This is a genomic window from Rhizobium sp. CC1099 (assembly GCF_029714385.1).
Classification (GTDB): domain Bacteria; phylum Pseudomonadota; class Alphaproteobacteria; order Rhizobiales; family Rhizobiaceae; genus Rhizobium.
This window is the reverse complement of record NZ_CP121642.1, coordinates 2,417,844-2,433,338: the sequence shown is the minus strand read 5'-3', so window position 1 is coordinate 2,433,338 and position 15,495 is coordinate 2,417,844. Positions and strand designations below refer to the sequence as shown.

Below are 15,495 nucleotides of genomic sequence, written 5' to 3'. Positions count from 1 at the left end.
GCCCGGTATTGTGGCCTGCCAATTCGGCATGTCCACCTTGGGCCACCAACCGACTACCTGTGATACCATCCCGTTGCTCACGGTGAGCGACGAGGTGGGAGGCGCGGCGGAGCAGGTGTCATGGAGTCCAATATATCGCGTACCCGCCGTCCTTGGAACAAAGGCATACTCGTAGGTCAGAAGCGCCCTCTTCAGCCAAAGAACGTCTGGTCAATCCGGGTACGCCTGGAGATGGGTGGCGCAACACGAGAGCTGGCCCTCTTCAACCTAGCCATCGATAGCAAGCTGCGCGCATGTGACCTGGTCAGGCTAAGAGTCGAAGACCTTTGGTCAGGGAGCTCGATCAGAGATCGCGCAACCATCATCCAAAAGAAAACAAAGCGTCCCGTCCAATTCGAAGTGACAGAGCAGACGAAAATCGCGCTGGCTGCTTGGCTTCCGTCGGTTAAGAGAACCGGAGGAAGCTACCTCTTCCCTGGCAGACGTCGCCCGTCGGCCCACCTCTCGACGCGACAGTACGCGCGCATCGTCCATGGATGGGTACAAAGCATTGGTCTTGAGGCGAGCGACTATGGCACCCCTTCGATGCGCAGGACGAAGGCAGCCTTGATATACAAGAAGACAGGCAACCTCCGTGCCGTCCAAATCCTTCTCGGGCACACCAAACTCGAGAGCACCGTTCGGTACCTCGGCATCGAAATCGACGATGCGTTGCGGATTGCCGAACAGATCGAGCTTTAAAGCGACGACCATCGGCCGAGGCCGGTGGTCGCCATCGGGCCAACAGGAGCCATGAGCTCAGGTCTCTGAAGCGCCAAAAGCGGACGTTAAGCTTTGTCTTTATTTGTCACATCCCAATATGGTGGATCACCGAATGTAATGCGTAAATGATCGATGACCGCCCGCAGTTTTGCGGAGGCGTTGCGGCCTTCTGGATGGGCCATATAGACGAACTCCTCCTCCGGCTGGTGGTCGATATCAATTATCTGAAGGAGCCCCTCCCGTACGGATGGACCGACGATGAAAGCGGGTAGTAGGGCAATACCCAATCCAGCCAAGGCCGCATCACGCATCATGTCACCGTTATTCATACCAATCGCCTGCTGGGCGCGGACCACAACCGCGCCACCAGGGGTCTGAAAACGCCAGTCGGCGACGCCGCGGTTAGTGTAGAAGATTGCCTTGTGATCATCGAGATCGGTCAAGACTTTCGGCGTTCCGTATCGCCTCAGGTAGTCAGGCGAGGCGACCAGCAGTCGACGGCTGCTACACAATTTCCAAACAACAAGGCGAGAGTCGTTGATGGGGCCGTGTCGTATGATGGCGTCATATCCGTCGGAAGAAACGTCAACGCGCCGATCATCGAGATCGAGCACGAGTTCTATCAGCGGGTTTAGAGCAAGGAACGGGTAAAGCGCTGGCCCGAGATGCATGCGTCCGAACGTTACCGGGGCAGACATTCGCAGTGGTCCGGAAAGCGTACCTCGGCGTTCGGCCATCTCAGACACACCGATACTGATCTCCTCAAGGATCCGTAATGAGCGCTGAAGGAAAGCGGTCCCGTCCTCAGTGAGCGTTAGCTTGCGGGTACTTCGGTGCAGCAGAGCGCCGCCCAGGGATCGCTCAAGCTCAGCCAGCCTTTCGCTGACGACAGATTTGGAAAGGCGTAGCCTTCGCGCCGCTTCACTGACGGAACCAGCCTCCGCGACGGTCACGAACGCCGTAATTCCTTCTATCCTGATCACGTTCGGTCTTTCCGAATTCGAGTTTCGCTATCTGGAGGCTAATCCGAACGGTCAGGAAATGCCATCTTCGCTTTAACCAAGAGTGACATGTGTCGCCATGGAATGATGAAGGAGATGGAAGAATGTCTCGATTGAATAACAAAGTCGCTATTATAACTGGCGCAAGCGCCGGTATCGGACGAGCAACAGCACAACTGTTTGCCGCCGAAGGTGCAAAAATCGTCGTTGGTGCTCGGCGCCAGGCCGAATTGGACAGCCTGGTGGCGGAAGTGAAAGAGATCGGCGGAGATGCCATCGCCCTCGCAGGCGACGTCCGATCTGAAGAATACCACAAGGCACTCGTTGCCGCTGCGACGGAGCACTACGGGAAACTCGACGTCGCTTTCAACAATGCCGGCATTCTTGGTGAAGCTGGCCCGAGCACTGGCGTGTCCGAGGCGGGTTTCACCGAGGCCCTGACGATCAACTTGACTGCCTCCTTTCTGGCGGCCAAGCATCAGATCGCCCAGATGGAGAAGGGCAACAGCGGCTCGATCATCTTTACGTCGACATTCGTCGGCTACAGCTTCGCGTTTCCCGGTGTAGCCGCTTATGCGGCCAGCAAGTCTGGTCTCATCGGACTGACACAAGCTTTGGCTGCGGAGTACGGACCAAAGAGCATTCGCGTGAACGCGGTTCTTCCGGGTGCAGTCGACACAGACATGTATCGTGAGATGAACAACACGCCGGACAAGCAGGGGTTCGTCACCAATTTACATGCGCTGAAGCGCGTTGCCACCCCTGATGAACTGGCACGTTCGGTCCTCTACCTGGCGTCGGACGATTCCAGCTTCGCGACCGGTACTGCGATGTTGATCGACGGCGGGGCCTCGATAACTCGTACCTAACAATCGCAGGGCTTCGTCCTCCAGCCTTAAAGGGCTGCCAGATGTTACCTTACCAACTCCAACCGTAGAACCGGATGTTCCGGTGTCTGCCTTTTTATGGGGGAATCAAGATGTTGAAGTTTATTCAAGCAGTGCTGGCAGTGCTCATCTTTGCCGGGCCAGCCGCGGCGCAGGTCCACTCATTTCCAGCGACTTTCAAAGTGCAGGATGTGGACGTAAACGGCGTGACGCTTCATGTAAGAAGTGGCGGACACGGGTCGACTGTTGTCCTTATACACGGATTTGGCGACACCGGCGATATGTGGGTTCCACTTGCAACAGACCTTGCCCGGGATCATCGAGTCATCGTCCCGGATTTGAGAGGGATGGGGCTTTCCTCCATTCCAAGCAGCGGGTACGACAAGCGAACCCAGGCGGCGGATATACGCGAGGTGATGACCTCTTTCGGTATCGATAGCGCCGTCATTGTAGGTCACGACATCGGCACGATGGTCGCCTACGCGTTCGCTGCCCGTTATCCAGAGGCAACCGAAAAGCTAGTGGTGATGGATGCGCCTGTCCCCGGCATCACGCCCTGGGATGATATCGTTCGCAATCCACTTCTTTGGCATTTCGATTTCGGCGGTCCTGATGCCGAGCGCTTGGTTGAAGGTCGAGAGCGAATCTACCTTGATCGCTTCTGGAACGAGTTCGCTGGCAATCCTTCCAAGTTGGACAAGGCTATGCGAAACCACTACGCTGCACTTTATGCACGGCCTGGCGCGATGCGTGCCGCGTTTGCACAGTTTCGCTCCATCAGACAGGACACTGAAGACAACCGAAAATCTATGGCAACCAAACTGAGGATGCCGGTGCTAGCAATTGGCGGTGAGAAGTCGTTCGGCGAGAACGAAGCGATCGTCATGCGAAATGCTGCCGTGGATGTAACTGGTGTAGTGATACCTGACGCTGGGCACTGGCTGATGGAAGAGCAACCAGCCGCGACAGTCAGCACAGTTCGAAAGTTCATCGACAAAAAGTAGCCCGAATGTTCAGCCGGTTCGAACGTACGCTGGCGTGCTGGAACCGGCGCTTCGTCTCGGGGCGTTGATCGTCAGGTCTCCTCCTCGATGTGGTTAACTTTGTAGGACCGCTTTGGGCCGATTTCAGACCTTGGCATCGGGCGGCCATGTGTCTGGTTTTCGTGTTGCACCTCCTAGCAGCGGACGGTCGGCAGTCGGCCCCCCAGTGTATGCTTGAGCTCACGCGTTTTCCTGAAGGCCAAGGGTGGCCGAAGGAGAACTCAAATGGGTATTGCACAATATGATCCTGCCGCATTGGGCCGACCGGCATGGAACGCCGGACGGAAGGTCGGCGTCAAGAAACCCCTGAAGCAGCGCCAGATTTGGGCGATCCGCTTCTTCCTCGACCGGGAGGGGCGCATGAGAGATCGCGCGCTGTTTGATCTCGCAATCGACAGTAAGCTCCGAGGCTGCGATCTTGTTAAGGTCAAAATCGGAACCCTCGTCACAGGTCAAGAAATTCGAACCCGCGCCATGGTCGTCCAGCAAAAGACCGGTCGTCCGGTACAGTTTGAGATCACGGCCGACGTCAGGGCAAGTCTGCTTGCATGGCTTGAACGGAGAGGTGGAACAATTGACGACCACGCCTTTCCCAGTCGAGTCGATCATGCCGATCATCTCAGCACTCGCCAGTATGCCCGATTGGTCGATGAGTGGGTGACCGCAATTGGGCTGAGGCGCGAAGACTACGGCACACACTCGCTTCGACGCACGAAGGCCGCGATGATCTACAAAGCGACGGGCAATCTTCGTGCAATCCAGATCCTGCTCGGGCACACCAAGATCGAGAACACAGTCAGGTACCTTGGTGTGGACATCGAGGATGCGCTGGAACTAGCGGAGCATACAGAGATTTGAGCGAGCGCGGTTCCGCACCCAGCGGGGCCGCAGCTATTGAGAAAAATGTTTCCGGTTTTAGCAGGTCGATCAGCGGCTACGCGCCCTCATTTCGGCCGTAACATGACCTTCGCCATGGCCTGAAAGCTGTCGATCGGCTGAGCGCCGGCCCTTGCCAACTTCTCGATCGTTTCCAAACGTGACGGCACATCGATAGAGTCGATAGTCGGACGCTATGGCGGCGTCTGATACAGTACCCTGTCCCGATCTGGAGGCGCTCGGTGGCTGGCTCATGATCTAGGCCCGGTACGGAACGAGGTTTGGAAACGTGGCCGATAAGTAGAACCAACGCACAATTGCGATAAGATGTTTCATCATTTCCGGTTCTTGAGGTCCAATGTCTGAAGTCGATTGGTTAAGCCATCTCCTGCAAATCGTCACCGTAACCGGTCAGCTCGAGGTCCGCTGTGCCTATGGTGCGCCGTGGCGCGTGGCCTGGGGCCGGGCGGCGGCGAACGAAATTCCCTACCACGTCATCGTCAAGGGCCGGGCCATTTTCGAGGATCCGGAGACGAGAACAGCGAGGGAGCTGGTGAGCGGAGATATCGTGTTGCTGCCTCACGGTGCGGCGCATGTGCTTCACGACGGTAGCGGGCAAACGCCGATCCCCACCCAGCAGCGCCAAGGGTCTGCCGGATGGATGTTGAGCGAGAACGACGGTCAGGGCGAGCAACTCGATTTGTTGTGTGGCCGATTTTTCATCGCCCCGCCCCATGATCGACTGATCCGTAATTATCTGCCCACAAATCTGGTGGCACGGACGATCGACGGCCTCGGAAAAGACGGTATCGGATCTGCTACCGATCAACTGGCCAGTTTGGTGGGGCTGATGCGAATGGAGTCCGCCGGCGATCGCGCGGGAGGACGCGCCGTTCTCAACGCGCTTTCTTCGGCCCTCTTCACATTAGTGCTGCGAGCTGCAAGTGAATCCGAGAAAGCCCCTGAAGGCTTGTTGGCCCTCGCCGGCCACCCACGACTGGCGCCGGCAATTACGGCTATGCTCGCCGATCCGGGCAAGCCTTGGAAACTGCCTGATCTGGCGGACTTGTGCGGCATGTCGCGCGCCACATTCATGCGCCGCTTTCAGGACAGGCTGGGTTGTTCGGCCCTCGATCTGTTGACTGATCTCCGCATGAGCCTGGCAGCCAACGAGTTGAAAAAGCCGACGATCAGCACCGAGGCTGTGGCCGAAACGGTCGGCTATCAATCTGTTTCGGCATTCCGCCGTGTGTTTACTGAGAGAATGGGGATGACGCCCGGGGAATGGCGCAGACAAGCGCATACCGGCACGCGCGCGGACTAGGATCGACCCATAGGATTGATCCTTTCGCGCATTATATTGAGGCAATTCAGTCTCGATATTCTCGCTGCCGGCCGTAAATTGGGCTCCGTAATCACTTGATGAGGGAGCCACCCAATGAACTATATCAGCAACGCAGCCAACGAACTGACGCCGACGAACGCCGTCATCGAAACCATCCTGAGCCGTAGTGCTGCCAAGTACTACGACACCGCCGCCACACTGAGCGACGATCAGATTCGCGACCTGGTGCGGATCGGCACGTCCGCGCCGACATCCTTCCACCTGCAGAACTGGCGGTTTATCGCCGTCCGTACGCCTGAGGCCAAGGCTCGGTTGCGTCCGATCGCCTGGAACCAGCCCGCGATCACCGACGCCGCCGTTACCTTCATCATCGTCGGCCAGTTGGCCAATGCTAGTACCGTCCCCGCGCGCCTGGCGCCGGTCGTGGAAGCCGGCATCATGCCGGCACATCTGGTGCCGGAATGGGAAACGCCCGCTCGCGGTCTGTATGACGATCAGCCGCAGCGCCAGCGCGACGAGGCGGTGCGCTCCGCTACCTTCGGCACCGCCGCAATCATCTATGCCGCCCGCTCGCTCGGCCTGGGTTCGACGCCGATGATCGGTTTCGACGCAGAGGCCGTGCATCGCGAGTTCGGCCTGGCCGAAGACGAAATCCCGGTGATGCTGCTGACGGTCGGGCCGGAGCGGGCCGGCAACTGGCCGCAGAAGCCGCGCATGCCGGTGGCCGATGTCCTGGACTTCGCATAATTCCAAATCAACTCAATCACTTATGGAGACTATAATGGCAAGAATTGCTGCTCTGACGCCGGAAGAGGTGCCGGCTGAATCGAAACAGACTCTCGATACGTTCACGAAGAACATCGGGTTCACCCCAAACATGATGGTGGCCTTCGCGCAGAGTCCTATCGCGTTCAACGCGTGGGCCACCCTGCTCGGCTCCCTGAGCAAGGCACTCGACGTAAAGACACGCGACAGCATCGGCCTTGCCGTCTCCGAGGTGAACGGTTGCAACTATTGCCTGACGGTTCACAGCTTCACCGCCGAACATATGGCCAGGCTGCCGGCCGATGACATCATCCTCGCCCGAAAGGGCCACGCCAGCGACCCGAAGCGGGATGCCGCTGTTCAGTTTGCGCGAAAAGTCATCGAGACCCGCGGGCACGTCAGCGACGCCGATCTCAAAGCCGTCCGCGATGCTGGCTATACCGATGCGAACATCATCGAGATCGTCGCGCTTGTGGCCATGTATTCCCTGACGAACTTCTTCAACAACGTGTTCGATCACGAGAAGGACTTTCCCGCCGTGACACCAGCCGGCTCGATCTGAGCTTTCGCCTGCCGCAACCTTTTGAAGCTGTTGGGATCAATCACATGAATATTCTCCATATCGATATCAGTCCGCGTCAGGAATCGCACAGCCGTCAGCTTTCGGCGGCGATCGTCGAAAAGCTTCTTGAGGTTGCGCCCGGCGCGAGCATCACTCGGCGTGACTTGGGGGCTGAACCCCTGCCCCAAACCGAGGCCCTCTACGCCGCCGCGTTGGCGTCGCCGGCAACGTTGGCCGCCCCGCCGATGGGTTCTCTAGATCTTTCCGAAGCGCTTATTCGGGAAGTCGAAGCGGCCGATGTGATTGTCATCGGAACGCCGATGCACAATTTGACGATTCCCTCGGTCCTCAAGGCGTGGATCGACCAGATCCTGCGCGTCGGCCGCACAATGAAGTCAACGCCGGCCGGCAAGGTGGGAATGCTCCGGGACCGTCCGGTCTTTATCGGCGTGGCTTCTGGTGGCTTCTTCACCGGTGAGCGAGCCAACCAGCCGGATTTTCTCACGCCCTATCTGTCGCTGGCACTCAGCTCCATTGGGCTGAGGACTCAACAATTTCTCCCGCTTCAACGCACTGCCTTCCTGGATCGGAGTCAGGGGCCGTTGGCGAGGGACAAAGCGCTCGCCGCTCTCGACCTGACCGCCGCGGAGCATTTTCGAGAATTCCACGATCGTCCTGCGGTGCTCTCGAGCACTGGCAGACCGTATCGCGATGTCCCCTCGCTCCGGCAAGCGTCACCAGGAGCATTCTGAGGGCGCGCGCAAGCTTTTGGCGCCCGCATCCTAACCCTCCGGCCTCCGCCGGACCATTGAATATGAGGCTTCAGATGATTTTATCAAATAGTACCCCTTCCCAAATCGGCGACAGGATTACCGACAGATCAGCACCGCCTGATGACAGCGCCGTTCGGGATTGGCTCGGACCAGAGGCATTCGGCCATTGGACCGAGCTGCGGACCTGGATTGACGAATTCTATCCGGGAGTTTTCGCGCCGGACTGGCTCTACGGCGGCAAGAACCGTGGTTGGTCCTTGCGCTATAAGAAAACGAAGGCGTTCACCACCTTGGTGCCGAAATACCGGCGGTTTTCGGCTGTTGTGGTTATGGGTGGAGCAGAACGTGAGAAATTCGAGGAGCGGCGTTATGTCTGGCGCCCGCAACTGGTCAAGCTTTACGATGAAGCCAAAACATATATCGACGGAAAATGGCTGACACTTGCCATCTCATCGGCAGACGATCTGCATGATGTGACGGAACTTTTGACGATGAAGCGCCCGCCACTGCCGCGCAGTTGAAGCCGAAATAAGCCGGGCTCGCCGCGCGGCATCACACAGCAATTCGACAACAAGGTCTTCGCGAAAGGCGTCAAGCCGATAACGAGTTGCGCGAGAGATCGAAAAGACCTTCCACGCCTGCAATTTACCCAAACAAACAAATATCTGAGGAGACAATTCCCATGAAAGCGATCGTAGTGACCGACCGGGCTGCGGGAACAGCCGGAATGAAGCTGGTGGAGTGGCTCGAGCCGCAGGCCGCGATAAACGACGTCGTCGTACAGGTCTATGCAGCGGGGTTCGTCAACACCGAACTGGATTGGCCTTCGACCTGGACCGATCGGACCTTTCGTGATCGGACGCCATCGATCCTCGGCCATGAGCTGGCCGGTGTGATCACCGCGCTGGGCTATGGCACCACGGGACTGTCGATCGGTCAGCGGGTGTTCGGCCTGTCTGACTGGTATCGCGACGGCACACTCGCTGAGTACGTCGCTGTGGAGTCCCGCAACCTCGCGCCATTGCCCGGCAACGTCGACTTCACGGTGGGCGCAAGCCTGCCGATATCTGGCCTGACCGCATGGCAGGGACTATTTCAGCATGGCCGCCTTCAAGCGGGGCAGAGCGTGCTCGCACACGGCGCGGCTGGCGCCGTCGGCTCGATCGTGACGCAGCTTGCGCGGGAAGCCGGCGCCTATGTCATCGGTACCGGACGCGCCGCTGACCGCCAGAGGGCTCTGGACTTCGGTGCAAATGAATTCGTCGATCTTGGAAACGACACCTTGGAAGACGTCGGCGGCGTCGATCTGGTATTCGACGTTATCGGCGGCGATGTTCAGAGGCGGTCCGCAACGCTGATCCGGGCCGGGGGAACGCTTGTGACAGCCGTCGGACCGACGGATATTCGACCTGTGGATGGCCCGGCGGTTGACTTCGTCGTCGAGGCTGATCGTGCCCAGCTATCCGAGATCGTTCAGCGGGTCCGGGACGGAAGACTGCGGACGAACATCGGCAAGGTTTCAAGCCTGGACGATGCGGTCGCCACCTTCAATTCGACGGAGCGGCGCGCGGGAAAGACGGTCATCCGCGTTCTCCCGTGAGGACGCGGCGAGAATTAGGATATTAGTGGGACACTTGAACCCGCCGTATCTTCCTGACGGATTGGCCTCCACGCGCACTCCTTGGAGGGGGTTCCTCTAGGGAGTGCGCATTGCACACAAGCTGCGCATTCCTAGCGCCTCAGATTCGCTTAGCGCCCGCATTTCAGCCGTTCAGACACTATGGTCAGTGTCCCAAAAGCTGCCATCGAGCTGAGCGCCATAAAACTCAAAGACGACAGCAACGCCAGCCTGAAGTTACCTAAAGGCCGGAAGCCGAAAAACGAGCCTATAATGAGCACTTCGGAAGCTGGTGGTACTTCCGACATTAAATCGACGGCCATCCCCCGCTCTTAATTCCTAGATGTCGAAGCCGAGACGCCGAGCCATTTCGGCCGGTGGAGTAATCGGCCACCGCAACGAAAAATTTAAGCGCGACAAGTTGCATCTTTCACTACGCACCAAGCAAATTGCCACTGTCGGAAGCACCCTCCGGGAACGCTCCACGTACCAGCACCAACAGGTGTCACCCGGCACTGCCGGGTGACAGATCGTCCGGCCGACGTTGGATGAAGGCCGCGGTCCGGTCGATGTCGTCAAGACCTGATGAACGAGAGCAGGTCGGGGTTGAGGACATCTGCATGTGTGGTCAGCATGCCATGGGGGTAGCCCGGATAGGTCTTCAGCGACCCGTTCTTGAGCAGGTCGACCGCACGCGGCACGGAACTTGCAAAGGGGACGACTTGATCGGCCTCGCCATGCATCACCAGCACCGGCACGGTGATCTTCTTGAGGTCTTCGGTATAATCTTCCAGCCAAGAGTCGACAGTCGCGTAGTGAGCCAGGGCACCGCCGGCCATGCCCTGGCGCCACCAGTTCGCAATGATCGCCTCCGAAGGCTCGGCCCCGTCGAGGTTGTAACCGTAGAACGGGTTCTCAGGGACGAACCGGAAGAACTGCGACCGGTTGCCCAGCACGCCCGCGCGGATCGCTTCGAACCACTCCGGCGGCTGACCGGACGGGTTTTCCTCGCTCCGGTACATGTTCGGCGTCAGGGAAGCGACCAGTACCGCCTTCGCGACGCGCTCCGGGTGGCGGGCGACATAGCGAGCCACCTCACCGCCACCTGTGGAGTGGCCGATGTGGATCGCGTCGCGCAAGTTGAGGTGCTCGGTCAGGGCCGCGAGGTCGGCAACCCAGTGGTCCATGTCGTTGCCGGTGCCGGGCTGGTCGGACCGGCCGTGGCCGCGCCGGTCGTGGGCGATCACCCGGTAGCCGTGGCGAAGGAAGAAGGTCATCTGGGCGTCCCAGTCGTCCGCCGACAGCGGCCAGCCGTGGCTGAAAACGATCGGCTGGCCTGAGCCCCAGTCCTTGTAGAAGATGTTTACGCCGTCCGTGGTAGTGATTGTAGGCATCGAGTCGCTCCATCTGCCCTGTTAAACATTCCTTTTTGGACACAGTTGATTGCGAAATACCTCCGGTGAGGCGTGTTCGATTATATCCCAAAATTGCGACGTTAATTAAATCCCCATTTTATCAAAGACAAATACCTTGTACGTTCGAGCTATGCCTTAAATGTATAGCGAGGACCCGATGGAACTGAGGCATTTGCGCTATTTTGTTGCTGTTGCGGAGGAGGGAAGCTTACTGACCGCAGCCGAGCGGCGGCTACACACTTCCCAACCCTCACTCAGCAGGCAAATTCGCGATCTGGAAACCGAAATCGGTGTAAAACTGCTGGAACGGCAGCCGCGCGGCGTGACGCTCACCGCCGCCGGTAAAGTGTTTCTTGATCACGCGCGGCTGGCGTTATTGCAAGTCGAGGCGGCTGCGGAGGGGGCCCGGCGGGCAGAACGGCCGGAAAAGCAGTCGTTCGTTATCGGTTTTCTCGCAGGGCAAGAGGTCGTGTGGCTACCCCATGCATTGCGCATTATTCGTGAGGAAGCGCCGGAGGTTGAAATCATACTGTCCAGTCAGTCTTCCCCGGACCTTGCTCTGGCACTGATGCGAGGCAAGCTGGACGTCGCTTTCCTTCGCCCCGAGACGCAGAGTGTTGGTGTGTCCTTCAAGTTTTTAGCCAAGGAGCCACTGATCGCCGTACTGCCGGCGGACCATCGCTTGACGTCGCGCAAAAAGATCCGGCCGCAGGACCTTGCCCGCGAAACTTACGTCAGTTCGGCTAGAATTTCTCCCGTATTGCAATCCGTGATCCAAGATTACGCGTCGAAAGTTGGGATCACACTCAAGGCAGAGTACGAAGGTGACGGCCTACCATCAGCAATGTCGCTCGTCGTGTCTACAGGTGGAATAACGCTTATTCCGCTTTATGCGCAAAATATGCTGACGCCAAATGTCGTTGCTAGAGCACTTGAGGGTGTGCCTCCGACAATTGATCTCACCTTAGGATACAACGATTCAAATTCCTCACCTTTGCTCCGCCGATTTTTGTCTCGTTCTGATGAATTAGTCGCCAACGTACAAAATCAGAGCATCATCCGCTATGCTGAAGTTCCATAGTAGAGATCAAGCTCATGCGATTTCTGCTTGTTGGCGTGCTCCCGAATTTTGTTCAGCATTCTCGAATTTCGGGTATCGACCCATCTCGACTTTTCCGATCAAGGAGCGCGAGGCAAAAGTGGACGGCAGGCTTCACCACTATCAGAGGTCGACACAATTCAAGGGCTGTCTGTGACAGCAGTTTTGTGGGCAGGAGGTAATTGTTTGCAAACAGTGCGCGCGGTAGCGACCAACACGCCTGCCCCATTCGCATCGCTTCCGGGGCAAACGCGTTGGTCGCCGACGGATTACTCCTTCTTCGCATTCCTGTCTGGTAAACCGCCATACTGAGCATAGGCGTCCAGCATCATTTGCGTATATTCGCTCGTGTTCGAGGTCAACTCGCCCAGGCCTGGCCAAGCGAAAGGTATCGTGGACCAGCTCGATACGAACTCAGTTTCGAGGCCCAGTAACTTTGAAACCGCTAAAGCTTGAACCGGCTCCTTATCCTCCGGCCACAAATCCACCTCAAGAGCGATCAAGACGTCGTTCTCGTCATCGACGCTAATCTTAGCCAGGAGAGCGCCTAGCTTCTCGCTGACGTTGGTCGCGTCATCAAGCAAAGCGCCGCGCATAAGAAGGGCGATCTTCTCTTCATCGAGGTCGAGTTTGGGTCTGCCATCGGCGATCTGGACATCGGGCTTGTCTTGGCTGACTGTACCGTTTTTTTCACCGGCAGGAAAGACTTGCCTTCATCTTCAGACCAGAACGCCGTTTCAAAGATATCGAGAGGCGACGCCCCACACCCAGGACAATGCCAAAGGTTTTCGGCGATCTGCGTGCCTGTGATCCTCCCATCGCAATGCAGGCAGAACCACACGTCGGACTCCCCGCGGCCCAGCGGGTGCCGTACTACACCACGAAGGTCAGGTTTTGTGGATCGGCGGGGCCAATCGTTAGAGATTTCTGCACGTACCTGACCAGCTCGATCTCCGGCTAGCCTGAGAGCTCTCTGCAGGAACTCTGGTTCAAGAACCGGGCAGTCCGCCGCCGGGTCAGTATATGTCTCGACCACCGGGATCGCGCTTGGGTTCTCCGGAACCCTGATGCTCCATCCTTCGCCTGCTATGATGACGTCCCCCAAAACTTCTTGAAGCCGATATGCATGATCCCCAATCGTGCCGTGTTCGGCCTGCTCAAGATATGCGAAGCGACGCTTCATCGCTTCAGGATCACCCTTCAGGAAAGTTGACGCAGGAAGGGAGCCCCTAGAGAAGGCTTCGACGCCCATCATTTTCTCGGTATCGATTTCCCAGCCATTCTTGCTGGCGGAGATCAGCTTGACCCAGTTGGGGAACCCTAGTTTCCCCGCAATCAGGTCGAGAGCCTGATGTTGCGGGATCCTATTGGCACGGGCGTATCGCTTGGCCAGAGTTTTAAGTCTGTGAAGATCGTTTGTTTCGGTCATTGTCCATATCCTGGAATGATCCGACCATGTGCCCGCTAATGGTCAGACCATGCCTCAAGGCACGGAGTGACGGTTTCAGAGTTGGAACGCTGACATAGCTTTGCGTGGCGGGCACACCGGCCCGCGTGTAGGGCCGAGCCCTATATGCCAAGTACGCTTGGAGCGGTCAAGGCGTACTTCTCCATATCGATCAAGCCTACCGGCTCCTAGCCCGCGGTCGGTGCTGCATAAACCACGGGAAAACACGACCGCAGAAGGGAAATCGGTCTGCTTCGCACCTCATCTCGGTCATTGAGATATTAGCAGCCGCTTCCAAAAAGCAGACATCACAGTGACCGCGCCGTAGCTCTCCATGCGCAACGATATCAGACTCTCCAACCCGCCATTGGCAGAGATTGAATTGAAGCCGGCTGCAAGATGTTGCCCACATGCATCTCCAGGACGGCCATTGATCGCTCAGGCAAGAATTCCGGGCCGGTCCGGATCACCCCAGGTGAGATGGCGTCTGCTGGGTCGACGCTGATGTCAGTCGGCGTACGTCAACTCATAGTAGGCCGCAATAACTTCGGAGAACAAGGCGGACTGCTGGGGTCGGAAGAAGCTGGGGTACTTCCACACTGGTGCGATCCGATACTTTACATATTATGTGACCTTCAATTGGGGGCTATAGCAAATGAAAGATGAGACCGGCGTTCAGAACTTGGTGCGCACGCTGCGTGCCCGAGCACCTGATGACGCAGCTGAATTGCTCGCCAGAGAGTCTCCCGAGTTCATCCGCGACACACTAAAGCTGTTGCCGGACGGGCACGCCCGTAAGGTGGCCGAGCATTTGCCACTGCATATGCGGCCCATCGGGTCTCATGGCGATGGCAAGGGTTTCGCGATGCCCGAGTCGCTCATTGAGCTGATGGACCCGATTTCCGCCAGCGTTCCTGTCGGGACGACAGTCACTGCCGCGGTGGAAGCTGTCAGACGCGCCCAGGTGCCGACCGAGCTCACTTATCTGTACGTCACGGACGAGGACAATAAACTGGTCGGCCTGGTGGTCCTGCGCGATCTGATGCTGAGCGAACCGGACGCGATTGTCGATCAGATCATGCTGCCCAGGCCGTTCGCTCTTAATGTCGGTCTCTCTTTGAGCAACGCATGCAACGCAGCGGTACGGCGTCACTACCCTGTCTACCCGGTGGTGGACGCGGAGAACCGGCTGCTCGGGCAGGTTCGCGGTTGGCGCTTGTTTGAGCAGCAAATCATCGAGGTTTCCGCCCAGTCTGGCCAGATGGTAGGTGTCCAGAAGGAGGAGCGCTCTTTTACGCCGATATTTTCAGCCTTCTTGAAGCGTCATCCGTGGCTGCAGTTGAACCTCCTGACGGCCTTCATGGCCGCATTCGTGGTCAGTTCGTTCACAGGAACGATCGAGAAGATCGTCGCCCTGGCGGCGTTCCTCCCGGTCTTGGCCGGGCAGAGCGGAAACACCGGCTGCCAAGCACTGGCTATGACGCTGCGTGGCCTTGCCCTGGGGGATGTGGACAAACGACCGAAGCTGCACTTGGTGATGAGAGAGGGCGCGCTAGGGATCGCCAACGGCTTGCTCGTCGGCCTTCTTGCTGCTGCGGCGATGTGGTTCTACGCCTCGAGGCAACCGGAGTCGGCGGCCCAAGCGCCCATGTTGGCACTTGTGATCCTGCTTGCCATGTCCGGATCGTGCCTCATCTCCGGAATCTCCGGCGTGCTGATCCCGTTGGGCCTGCGCCGGGTCGGCGCCGACCCGGCGGTCGCTTCGGCGATCTTCCTCACCACCTTGACCGATATTGTAGGCATGGGCCTGATGCTGGGGCTGGCCACCATGCTGGTGCTGTAGCAAGGTCAGTCGGAAATCTGACGTCCGGCCCTCCTCTACAGATTGATCGGAAATGCTCA

The 15,495-nt window shown here is 58.1% G+C and carries 17 protein-coding genes; 12 read left to right on the top strand and 5 right to left on the bottom strand.

Annotated elements, in window-relative coordinates; genetic code table 11:
• Nucleotides 1–120: 120 nt before the first annotated feature.
• Nucleotides 121–741, top strand: coding sequence for a tyrosine-type recombinase/integrase (locus QA644_RS32985; RefSeq protein ID WP_283073192.1), 621 nt, complete (start codon nucleotides 121–123; stop codon nucleotides 739–741).
• 86 nt (nucleotides 742–827) lie between these two features.
• On the opposite strand, the gene QA644_RS32980 is transcribed toward QA644_RS32985, so the two are convergent.
• Nucleotides 828–1,745: a LysR family transcriptional regulator gene (locus QA644_RS32980; RefSeq protein ID WP_283073191.1), complete on the bottom strand. Its 918-nt coding sequence runs from the start codon at nucleotides 1,743–1,745 to the stop codon at nucleotides 828–830.
• 122 nt (nucleotides 1,746–1,867) lie between these two features.
• Here QA644_RS32980 and QA644_RS32975 point away from each other — a divergent pair, with 122 nt between their 5' ends.
• The 9 genes from QA644_RS32975 to QA644_RS32935 all read left to right on the top strand — a co-directional run bounded on the left by QA644_RS32975 (nucleotide 1,868) and on the right by QA644_RS32935 (nucleotide 9,614).
• A complete protein-coding gene (locus QA644_RS32975) occupies nucleotides 1,868–2,632 on the top strand; it encodes an SDR family oxidoreductase (protein WP_283074078.1) in 765 nt (254 codons plus the stop codon).
• Nucleotides 2,633–2,742: 110 nt separating this feature from the next.
• The gene (locus QA644_RS32970) at nucleotides 2,743–3,654 is read left to right on the top strand and encodes an alpha/beta hydrolase (RefSeq protein WP_283073190.1); all 912 of its coding nucleotides are present in this window, start codon (nucleotides 2,743–2,745) and stop codon (nucleotides 3,652–3,654) included.
• A gap of 264 nt (nucleotides 3,655–3,918) precedes the next feature.
• Nucleotides 3,919–4,551 (top strand): tyrosine-type recombinase/integrase, encoded by a 633-nt coding sequence (locus QA644_RS32965; protein ID WP_283073189.1) that lies wholly within the window; start codon nucleotides 3,919–3,921, stop codon nucleotides 4,549–4,551.
• Between the two features lie 376 nt (nucleotides 4,552–4,927).
• Nucleotides 4,928–5,893 (top strand): AraC family transcriptional regulator, encoded by a 966-nt coding sequence (locus QA644_RS32960; protein WP_283073188.1) that lies wholly within the window; start codon nucleotides 4,928–4,930, stop codon nucleotides 5,891–5,893.
• A gap of 114 nt (nucleotides 5,894–6,007) precedes the next feature.
• Nucleotides 6,008–6,661: a nitroreductase family protein gene (locus QA644_RS32955; protein ID WP_283073187.1), complete on the top strand. Its 654-nt coding sequence runs from the start codon at nucleotides 6,008–6,010 to the stop codon at nucleotides 6,659–6,661.
• 34 nt (nucleotides 6,662–6,695) lie between these two features.
• Nucleotides 6,696–7,241: a peroxidase-related enzyme gene (locus tag QA644_RS32950; protein ID WP_283073186.1), complete on the top strand. Its 546-nt coding sequence runs from the start codon at nucleotides 6,696–6,698 to the stop codon at nucleotides 7,239–7,241.
• Between the two features lie 44 nt (nucleotides 7,242–7,285).
• Nucleotides 7,286–7,993, top strand: a complete 708-nt coding sequence (locus QA644_RS32945) for an NAD(P)H-dependent oxidoreductase (RefSeq protein ID WP_283073185.1) — start codon at nucleotides 7,286–7,288, stop codon at nucleotides 7,991–7,993.
• Between the two features lie 74 nt (nucleotides 7,994–8,067).
• Nucleotides 8,068–8,535 carry a DUF3788 domain-containing protein gene (locus QA644_RS32940; RefSeq protein ID WP_283073184.1) on the top strand — a complete coding sequence of 156 codons (468 nt, stop codon included), beginning with the start codon at nucleotides 8,068–8,070 and terminating at the stop codon, nucleotides 8,533–8,535.
• Between the two features lie 161 nt (nucleotides 8,536–8,696).
• Complete coding sequence (locus tag QA644_RS32935) at nucleotides 8,697–9,614, top strand: NADP-dependent oxidoreductase (RefSeq protein ID WP_283073183.1); 918 nt, start codon at nucleotides 8,697–8,699, stop codon at nucleotides 9,612–9,614.
• Between the two features lie 149 nt (nucleotides 9,615–9,763).
• Here QA644_RS32935 and QA644_RS32930 read toward each other — a convergent pair whose 3' ends face one another.
• Nucleotides 9,764–9,955, bottom strand: coding sequence for a hypothetical protein (locus QA644_RS32930; protein WP_283073182.1), 192 nt, complete (start codon nucleotides 9,953–9,955; stop codon nucleotides 9,764–9,766).
• 252 nt (nucleotides 9,956–10,207) lie between these two features.
• Nucleotides 10,208–11,026, bottom strand: a complete 819-nt coding sequence (locus QA644_RS32925) for an alpha/beta hydrolase (RefSeq protein ID WP_283073181.1) — start codon at nucleotides 11,024–11,026, stop codon at nucleotides 10,208–10,210.
• 178 nt (nucleotides 11,027–11,204) lie between these two features.
• Here QA644_RS32925 and QA644_RS32920 point away from each other — a divergent pair, with 178 nt between their 5' ends.
• Entirely contained in the window at nucleotides 11,205–12,128 is a 924-nt protein-coding gene (locus QA644_RS32920) for a LysR family transcriptional regulator (RefSeq protein ID WP_283073180.1), read from the top strand.
• A 287-nt stretch (nucleotides 12,129–12,415) separates the two neighbouring features.
• On the opposite strand, the gene QA644_RS32915 is transcribed toward QA644_RS32920, so the two are convergent.
• Both QA644_RS32915 and QA644_RS32910 read right to left on the bottom strand, forming a co-directional pair.
• Nucleotides 12,416–12,742, bottom strand: coding sequence for a hypothetical protein (locus QA644_RS32915; protein WP_283073179.1), 327 nt, complete (start codon nucleotides 12,740–12,742; stop codon nucleotides 12,416–12,418).
• Nucleotides 12,694–13,575 (bottom strand): hypothetical protein, encoded by an 882-nt coding sequence (locus QA644_RS32910; protein ID WP_283073178.1) that lies wholly within the window; start codon nucleotides 13,573–13,575, stop codon nucleotides 12,694–12,696. The genes QA644_RS32915 and QA644_RS32910 overlap by 49 nt, the downstream gene beginning before the upstream one ends.
• A 673-nt stretch (nucleotides 13,576–14,248) precedes the next feature.
• Here QA644_RS32910 and QA644_RS32905 point away from each other — a divergent pair.
• Complete coding sequence (locus QA644_RS32905) at nucleotides 14,249–15,436, top strand: magnesium transporter (RefSeq protein WP_283073177.1); 1,188 nt, start codon at nucleotides 14,249–14,251, stop codon at nucleotides 15,434–15,436.
• Nucleotides 15,437–15,495: the final 59 nt, after the last annotated feature.

Excerpts from the sequence above, each read along its gene's own strand:
- QA644_RS32950 (WP_283073186.1), top strand. The coding sequence starts at position 6,696 with ATGGCAAGAATTGCTGCTCTGACGCCGGAAGAGGTGCCGGCTGAATCG.
- QA644_RS32965 (WP_283073189.1), top strand. The coding sequence starts at position 3,919 with ATGGGTATTGCACAATATGATCCTGCCGCATTGGGCCGACCGGCATGG.
- QA644_RS32945 (WP_283073185.1), top strand. The coding sequence starts at position 7,286 with ATGAATATTCTCCATATCGATATCAGTCCGCGTCAGGAATCGCACAGC.
- QA644_RS32915 (WP_283073179.1), bottom strand. The coding sequence starts at position 12,742 with ATGCGCGGCGCTTTGCTTGATGACGCGACCAACGTCAGCGAGAAGCTA.
- QA644_RS32960 (WP_283073188.1), top strand. The coding sequence starts at position 4,928 with ATGTCTGAAGTCGATTGGTTAAGCCATCTCCTGCAAATCGTCACCGTA.
- QA644_RS32930 (WP_283073182.1), bottom strand. The coding sequence starts at position 9,955 with ATGGCCGTCGATTTAATGTCGGAAGTACCACCAGCTTCCGAAGTGCTC.
- QA644_RS32925 (WP_283073181.1), bottom strand. The coding sequence starts at position 11,026 with ATGCCTACAATCACTACCACGGACGGCGTAAACATCTTCTACAAGGAC.
- QA644_RS32975 (WP_283074078.1), top strand. The coding sequence starts at position 1,868 with ATGTCTCGATTGAATAACAAAGTCGCTATTATAACTGGCGCAAGCGCC.
- QA644_RS32905 (WP_283073177.1), top strand. The coding sequence starts at position 14,249 with ATGAAAGATGAGACCGGCGTTCAGAACTTGGTGCGCACGCTGCGTGCC.
- QA644_RS32935 (WP_283073183.1), top strand. The coding sequence starts at position 8,697 with ATGAAAGCGATCGTAGTGACCGACCGGGCTGCGGGAACAGCCGGAATG.
- QA644_RS32920 (WP_283073180.1), top strand. The coding sequence starts at position 11,205 with ATGGAACTGAGGCATTTGCGCTATTTTGTTGCTGTTGCGGAGGAGGGA.
- QA644_RS32985 (WP_283073192.1), top strand. The coding sequence starts at position 121 with ATGGAGTCCAATATATCGCGTACCCGCCGTCCTTGGAACAAAGGCATA.
- QA644_RS32910 (WP_283073178.1), bottom strand. The coding sequence starts at position 13,575 with ATGACCGAAACAAACGATCTTCACAGACTTAAAACTCTGGCCAAGCGA.
- QA644_RS32940 (WP_283073184.1), top strand. The coding sequence starts at position 8,068 with ATGATTTTATCAAATAGTACCCCTTCCCAAATCGGCGACAGGATTACC.
- QA644_RS32970 (WP_283073190.1), top strand. The coding sequence starts at position 2,743 with ATGTTGAAGTTTATTCAAGCAGTGCTGGCAGTGCTCATCTTTGCCGGG.
- QA644_RS32955 (WP_283073187.1), top strand. The coding sequence starts at position 6,008 with ATGAACTATATCAGCAACGCAGCCAACGAACTGACGCCGACGAACGCC.